Annotated in this window: 5 protein-coding genes; 2 read left to right on the plus strand and 3 right to left on the minus strand. The window is 72.7% G+C overall.

Annotated elements, in window-relative coordinates:
* Positions 1 to 29 precede the first annotated feature (29 nt).
* Entirely contained in the window at positions 30 to 695 is a 666-nt protein-coding gene (gene deoC / locus VF289_RS13510; protein WP_330884420.1) for a deoxyribose-phosphate aldolase, read from the plus strand.
* Between the two features lie 110 nt (positions 696 to 805).
* Here deoC and VF289_RS13515 read toward each other — a convergent pair whose 3' ends face one another.
* Together VF289_RS13515 and VF289_RS13520 are read right to left on the minus strand one after the other, a co-directional pair.
* Complete coding sequence (locus tag VF289_RS13515; protein ID WP_330884421.1) at positions 806 to 2,521, minus strand: phospho-sugar mutase; 1,716 nt, start codon at positions 2,519 to 2,521, stop codon at positions 806 to 808.
* Positions 2,518 to 3,375 (minus strand): purine-nucleoside phosphorylase, encoded by an 858-nt coding sequence (locus tag VF289_RS13520; protein ID WP_330884422.1) that lies wholly within the window; start codon positions 3,373 to 3,375, stop codon positions 2,518 to 2,520. The genes VF289_RS13515 and VF289_RS13520 overlap by 4 nt, the downstream gene beginning before the upstream one ends.
* Before the next feature lie 131 nt (positions 3,376 to 3,506).
* Here VF289_RS13520 and VF289_RS13525 point away from each other — a divergent pair, with 131 nt between their 5' ends.
* On the plus strand, positions 3,507 to 4,973 hold the full coding sequence (locus tag VF289_RS13525; RefSeq protein WP_330884423.1) for an NAD(P)H-quinone dehydrogenase: 1,467 nt from the start codon (positions 3,507 to 3,509) through the stop codon (positions 4,971 to 4,973).
* A gap of 104 nt (positions 4,974 to 5,077) precedes the next feature.
* Here VF289_RS13525 and VF289_RS13530 read toward each other — a convergent pair.
* A partial coding sequence (locus VF289_RS13530) for a biotin/lipoyl-containing protein (RefSeq protein WP_330884424.1) occupies positions 5,078 to 6,000 on the minus strand: 923 nt, incomplete at its 5' end.

The following is a 6,000-nucleotide window of genomic DNA, read 5'->3' on the forward strand; positions in this document are numbered from 1 at the left end:
GCCAGGGCCGGGTCTGCCAGGATCTCCCCATGACCACACTCGACCGCGACCAGCTCGCCACCCTGATCGATCACACCCTGCTCAAGCCCGAGGCCACCGCCGAGGACGTCACCGCCCTCCTGCGCGAGGCGGAGGAGCTGGGCACCTACTCGGTCTGCGTCTCGCCCTCGATGCTCCCGGTGGAGACCACCGTAAAGGTCGCCACCGTCTGCGGCTTCCCCTCCGGGCAGCACTCCGCCGAGGTCAAGGCCTTCGAGGCCCGCGAATCAGTGGCCAAGGGCGCGGACGAGGTGGACATGGTCCTGAACGTGGGCCTCGCCCGCGCCGGCGAGTACGACGCGATCGAGCACGAGATCCGGGCCGTGCGCGATGTCGCCAAGTCCCCCGTCGTGCTCAAGGTGATCATCGAGTCCGCGGCCCTCACCGATGAGCAGATCGTCGCCGTCTGCGAGGCCGCCGAGCGAGCCGGCGCCGACTTCGTGAAGACCTCCACCGGCTTCCACCCCGCCGGAGGGGCGAGCGAGCACGCGGTGGCCCTGATGCGCAGGACCGTCGGCGACCGTCTGGGCGTCAAGGCCTCCGGCGGGATCCGCACCCGCGAGGCCGCCGAGGCGATGGTCGCCGCGGGCGCCAGCCGCCTGGGCCTGTCCTCGTCGAAGGCGATCCTCGACGGCGGCACCGGCACCGGGTACTGAGAGACCGGGTACTGAGAGAACACCGGCACGAGACCCGCGCACCCCGAGGGGCGGCTCCGCCACCTCGCGATGCTGTGCGCGGGTCTCGTGCTGCGTGCCGGGCGCTGTGCTCAGACGGCGCCGAGCACCTGACGCAGCTCGTCCTTCAGTCTCTCGAGGCGCTCGCCGGCGTCCTCACGGATCGTGCCGATCTGCTCGGAGGTCGCTCCCGCGGGGAACTGCGTGACGAGCTCGAGGTAGCACTTGAGCTTCGGCTCGGTGCCGGAGGGGCGCACCACCACGCGGGTGTCGTCCTCGCTGAGCAGCAGCACCCCTTCGGTGGGCGGCAGACCGGTGGACTCCACGGAGCCCTTCGAGAGATCCTGGTTCGTCACCACCGGCGAGCCCAGCAGTGCGACGGGCGGCGTCGCCCGCAGCCGCTCCATCATCGCGCCGATCAGGGACAGGTCCTCGACCCGGATCGACAGCTGCGCGGTCGAGAACAGGCCGTGCTCGGCGGCGAGCTCGTCGAGCCGGCCGATCAGCGTCGTGCCCTCGGCCTTCGCGAGCGCCGCCATCTCGGCGACCACGAGCGCCGCGGAGAGGCCGTCCTTGTCGCGCACCACCTCGGGCAGCACGCAGTAGCCGATGGCCTCCTCGTAGCCGTAGCCGATCCGCGGGGCGCGGGTGATCCACTTGAACCCCGTCAGCGTGGCCACGGCGTCCAACCCGGCAGAGTCCGCGACCCTTCCCAGCCAGCGGCTGGAGACGATCGATCGGGCCAGCACGCCGTCGTATCCGTGGCGACGCACCAGGTGGTCGCCGAGCAGCACCCCGAGCTCGTCCCCCGTGAGCATCCGCCAGTCACCCAGGTGCGGATCCCGCACAGCCGCGGCGCAGCGGTCGGCGTCGGGGTCGTTCGCGATCACCACGTCGGCCTCCAGCGTGCGAGCCAGCTCGAGCGAGAGATCGATCGCCCCGGGCTCCTCCGGATTGGGGAATGCGACCGTGGGGAAGTCGGGATCGGGATCGGCCTGCTTGGCCACCGGGTGCACCTCGGTGAAGCCGGTGCGGTGCAGGGCGGCCAGCGCGGTCTCGGTGCCCACGCCGTGCATGGCGGTGTGCACGATCCGCACCGCCCGGGGACCCTCCGGGTCCGGGAGGGCGCAGATCGCCTCGAGGTAGTCCTCGCGCAGCTCCTCGCCCAGCAGCTCCCAGCCGGTGCCGGCCACCGGGATCCGCCGCACCGGGCCCACGGCCGCGATCCGCGCGGCGATCTGTGCGTCCGACGGCGGCACGATCTGCACCCCTCGGCCCTCCGGGGCGGCGGCACGACCGCCGAGGTACACCTTGTAACCGTTGTCCGCCGGGGGATTGTGGGAGGCGGTCACCACGATGCCGGCATCCGCGTCCAGGTGCCGCACGGCGAAGGCGACCAGCGGCGTGGGGCCGAAGCGCTCCAGCAGCCGCACCCGGCAGCCCGCCGCGGTCATGATCGCCGCAGAGCGCTCGGCGAAGGCGCGGGAGTTGTAGCGGGCGTCATAGCCGATGACCACGAGCGGGTCGGCGAGGCCGAGGTCCTCCCGCAGATGGTCGGCCAGGCCCCGGGCGGCGCGGGAGACCACGGCGAGGTTCATCCGGTTCGGACCGGGAGCCATGGCGCCCCGCAGGCCCGCGGTGCCGAACTGCAGATCGGCCGCGAAGGCATCGGCGAGCTCGGCCTGGGCGTCGGTGCCGCCCGCCTCCGCCTGCTCCAGCAGGCTCTCGAGCGCAGCCTGCGTGGCGGGGTCGGGATCATCCTGGAGCCACGCCTCGGCGCGGGAGCGGAGCTCCGCCGCCGGGCTCATGCCCGGGCGTCCGTCGACGCGCTCTCCGCGGCGGCGCCGCCGGTGATCCGGTGCACCGTCTCGGCCAGCAGACGGGAGATGCGAGGTCCCGCCTCCCGGCCGGCCTCGAGCACCTCCTGATGGCTGAGGGCGTCCCCGCTGATGCCGGCGGCGAGGTTGGTGACCAGCGAGATGCCCAGCAGGTCCATCCCGGCCTCGCGGACGGCGATCGCCTCGAGCGCGGTGGACATCCCCACCAGGTCCGCTCCGATCACCTTCGCCATCTGCACCTCAGCAGGGGTCTCGTAGCTGGGCCCGGCGAACTGCATGTACACACCTTCGTCGAGGCTGCCGTCGACCTCATGGGCGAGATCGCGCAGCGCCGGCGTGTAGAGGTCGGTGAGATCCACGAAGTTCGCACCCACCAGCGGCGTCGACCCGGTGAAGTTGATCTGGTCACGGATCAGCACCGGGGTCCCGGGCGCCCAGGAGGGGTCGATCCCGCCGCAGCCGTTGGTGAGCACCATGGTGCGAGCGCCCGTCGCGGCGGCGGTGCGGACGCCGTGGACCACGGCGTCCACCCCGGCCCCCTCGTAGTAGTGGGTGCGGGCGCCGAGCACCAGGGCGCGCGCCCCGGTGCCCTCCACACGGATCGAGCGCAGCGTGCCCACGTGCCCGGCGACGGCGGCCGGTCGGAAGCCGGGGATGGTGGTGGCATCGGCCTGCCACACGGTCTCCCCGAGGAGGTCGGCGGCGCCGGACCACCCCGAGCCGAGCACCAGGGCGAGATCATGGGCGGGCACGCCACTGGCCTCGGCGATCGCAGAGGCGGCGTCACGGGCGAGCTGGTACGGGTCGGTGGCGGAAGCAGTCATGGACCGAAGGTAGCGCAGAGCGGTGCTCGGTGCAGACCGTCGGCGGCGGCGCGTCGGGCCCGGCGCGGCACACCCCACGGCCGGGTGACGGATCCCGCCCCCGACCGGTGACTCTTTGCCACAATGACGGGGTGAGCGATCCCAGCACCGCCCTGCCCTCGGACCCCCGCCGCGTCACCAGTGCCGGTGAGCGCCCTCGGGTGGTGATCGTGGGCGGCGGCCCCGGAGGGTACGAGGCCGCCCTCACCGCCGCACGGCACGGGGCAGAGACCGTGCTCCTGGAGGAGAGGGGGATCGGGGGAGCGGCCGTGATCACCGACGTGGTCCCCTCGAAGTCCCTCATCGCCACCGCCGACGTCCTGGACCAGGTGGCCGGCTCCCAGGAACTCGGCATCCGTGACGCGGACACCGGGGCGGCCCCGACCGCCCACACCCTGAACGTGGACCTCTCCGCGGTGAACCGTCGTGTGCTCGGCCTCGCTGCCGCGCAGTCCGCTGACATCCGCACGAGCCTGGTCGAGGCAGGGGTGCAGGTGGTGGACGCCCGTGGGCGGCTGGACGGGCCCGACCGGGTCCAGGCGCTGGGCCCGGACGGCGAGGAGATCGGGCGCTTCGAGGCCGACGTGATCCTGCTCGCCGTCGGCGCTCGCCCCCGTGAGCTGGACAGCGCCCCCTGTGACGGGGAGAGGATCCTGAACTGGACCCAGCTGTACGCGCTCGACCAGCTCCCCGAGCACCTGATCGTGGTCGGTTCCGGGGTCACCGGAGCGGAGTTCGCGAGCGCCTACCGGGCGCTCGGCAGCGAGGTCACGCTGGTCTCCTCCCGTCAGAAGGTGCTGCCCGGCACCGATGCCGATGCCGCGGACGTGCTCGAGCACGCCTTCACCCGTCGCGGAGTCACCGTGCGTTCGCGCTCCCGCGCCGCCACCGCCCGCCGCGAGGGGGACGGCGTGGCGGTCACCCTCACCACCGGGGAGGAGATCTCGGGCAGCCACGTGCTGATGGCCCTCGGAGGCATCCCCTGGACCGCGGACCTCGGCCTGTGGACGGCCGGGGTGCGGGAGCGGGAGAGCGGGCACATCGAGACCGATCGGGTCTCCCGCACCTCGGTGCGGGGGATCTATGCCGCCGGGGACTGCACCGGGGTGTACCCGCTGGCGTCGGTCGCGGCGATGCAGGGCCGGATCGCGATGCACCACGCCCTGGGTGACGCGGTCTCTCCCCTGATCGCCGCCCAGGTCTCCTCCGCGATCTTCACCAGCCCTGAGATCGCGGTGGTCGGCGTCAGCGAGCAGGACGTGCGCAGCGGTGCGGCGAGCGGCGAGGTGCTGGTGCTGGGTCTGGACACCAACCCCCGCGCGAAGATGCAGGGGATCACCGAGGGCTTCGTGAAGCTCATCGTGCGGCCGGGGTCCCACACCGTGATCGGTGCGGTGGTGGTGGCGCCGCGCGCCAGCGAGCTGATCCTGCCGTACACCCTCGCCGTCGCGCATCGCCTCACGGCGGAGCAGGTCGCCGGCACCTTCACCGTCTACCCCTCGCTCACCGGATCGCTCGCGGAGGTGGCCCGGCAGCGCGTGCTCGACGACGCGACCTGAGCCTGCCCGCTCCCCGTGAGGGTCACCGCGGTGTCATGAGCGTCCTGGTTCCGCTGCTGGAAGCAGGGCGCTCATGACGTGTCGGTGACGTGCCGGAGGAGAGGTCAGTCCTCGATCGTGCACAGGACCGCGCCGGCGGAGACGGTCGCCCCGATCTCGGCGGCGAGACCCTTGACGATCCCGGAGCGGTGCGCGGTGATCGACTGCTCCATCTTCATCGCCTCGAGCACCACCAGCAGATCGCCGTCGGCCACGGACTGGCCCTCCTCGGCGAGAACCTTCACGATGGTGCCCTGCATCGGGGCGGAGACCCCGTTGCCGCCGCCCGCCGTCTCACCGGAGGCGCGGTGCTGGCGCTTGCGGCGCTGACGCACAGCGGCCTGGGGTGCGCGCAGCGAAGCCGGCAGGCTGATCTCGACCCGGCGACCGTCGACCTCGACGACCACGGCCTCGCGGTCCTCGGGCTCCTCCTGCTGGCCGGGCAGCGGCGCGGCCGGCAGCTCGTTGACGAACTCGGTCTCGATCCAGCGGGTGTGCACGGCGAAGGGCTGCTCGGGATCCGCCGGGGCGAAGTCGAGGTCCTCCACCACGGCGCGGTGGAAGGGCAGCACCGTCGGGATGCCGTCGATGCGGAACTCCGCGAGCGCCCGCCGGGAGCGCTCGAGAGCCTCCTGCCGGGTGGCGCCGGTGACGACCAGCTTGGCGAGCATCGAGTCGAAGGCGCCGGAGACCTCGTCCCCGGTGCGTACGCCCGTCTCGAGCCGCACACCCGGGCCGGTGGGGGCATCGAAGCGCTGGATGCGCCCGGGGGCGGGCATGAAGCCGCGACCGGGGTCCTCGCCGTTGATGCGGAACTCGAAGGAGTGTCCCCGGCTCACCGGGTCCTCCTCGGAGATGCGCTCACCGGCGGCGATCCGTAGCTGCTCGCGCACCAGATCCACGCCTGCGATCTCCTCCGTCACCGGGTGCTCGACCTGGAGGCGGGTGTTGACCTCGAGGAAGGAGATGTCGCCGGCGGGTCCGACGA

It is taken from the genome of Brachybacterium sp. (assembly GCF_036379615.1).
Taxonomy (GTDB): domain Bacteria; phylum Actinomycetota; class Actinomycetes; order Actinomycetales; family Dermabacteraceae; genus Brachybacterium.

What these genes read in the sequence shown, in the direction of transcription:
- deoC (WP_330884420.1), top strand. Translation starts at nt 30, where the DNA reads ATGACCACACTCGACCGCGACCAGCTCGCCACCCTGATCGATCACACC.
- VF289_RS13515 (WP_330884421.1), bottom strand. Translation starts at nt 2,521, where the DNA reads ATGAGCCCGGCGGCGGAGCTCCGCTCCCGCGCCGAGGCGTGGCTCCAG.
- VF289_RS13520 (WP_330884422.1), bottom strand. Translation starts at nt 3,375, where the DNA reads ATGACTGCTTCCGCCACCGACCCGTACCAGCTCGCCCGTGACGCCGCC.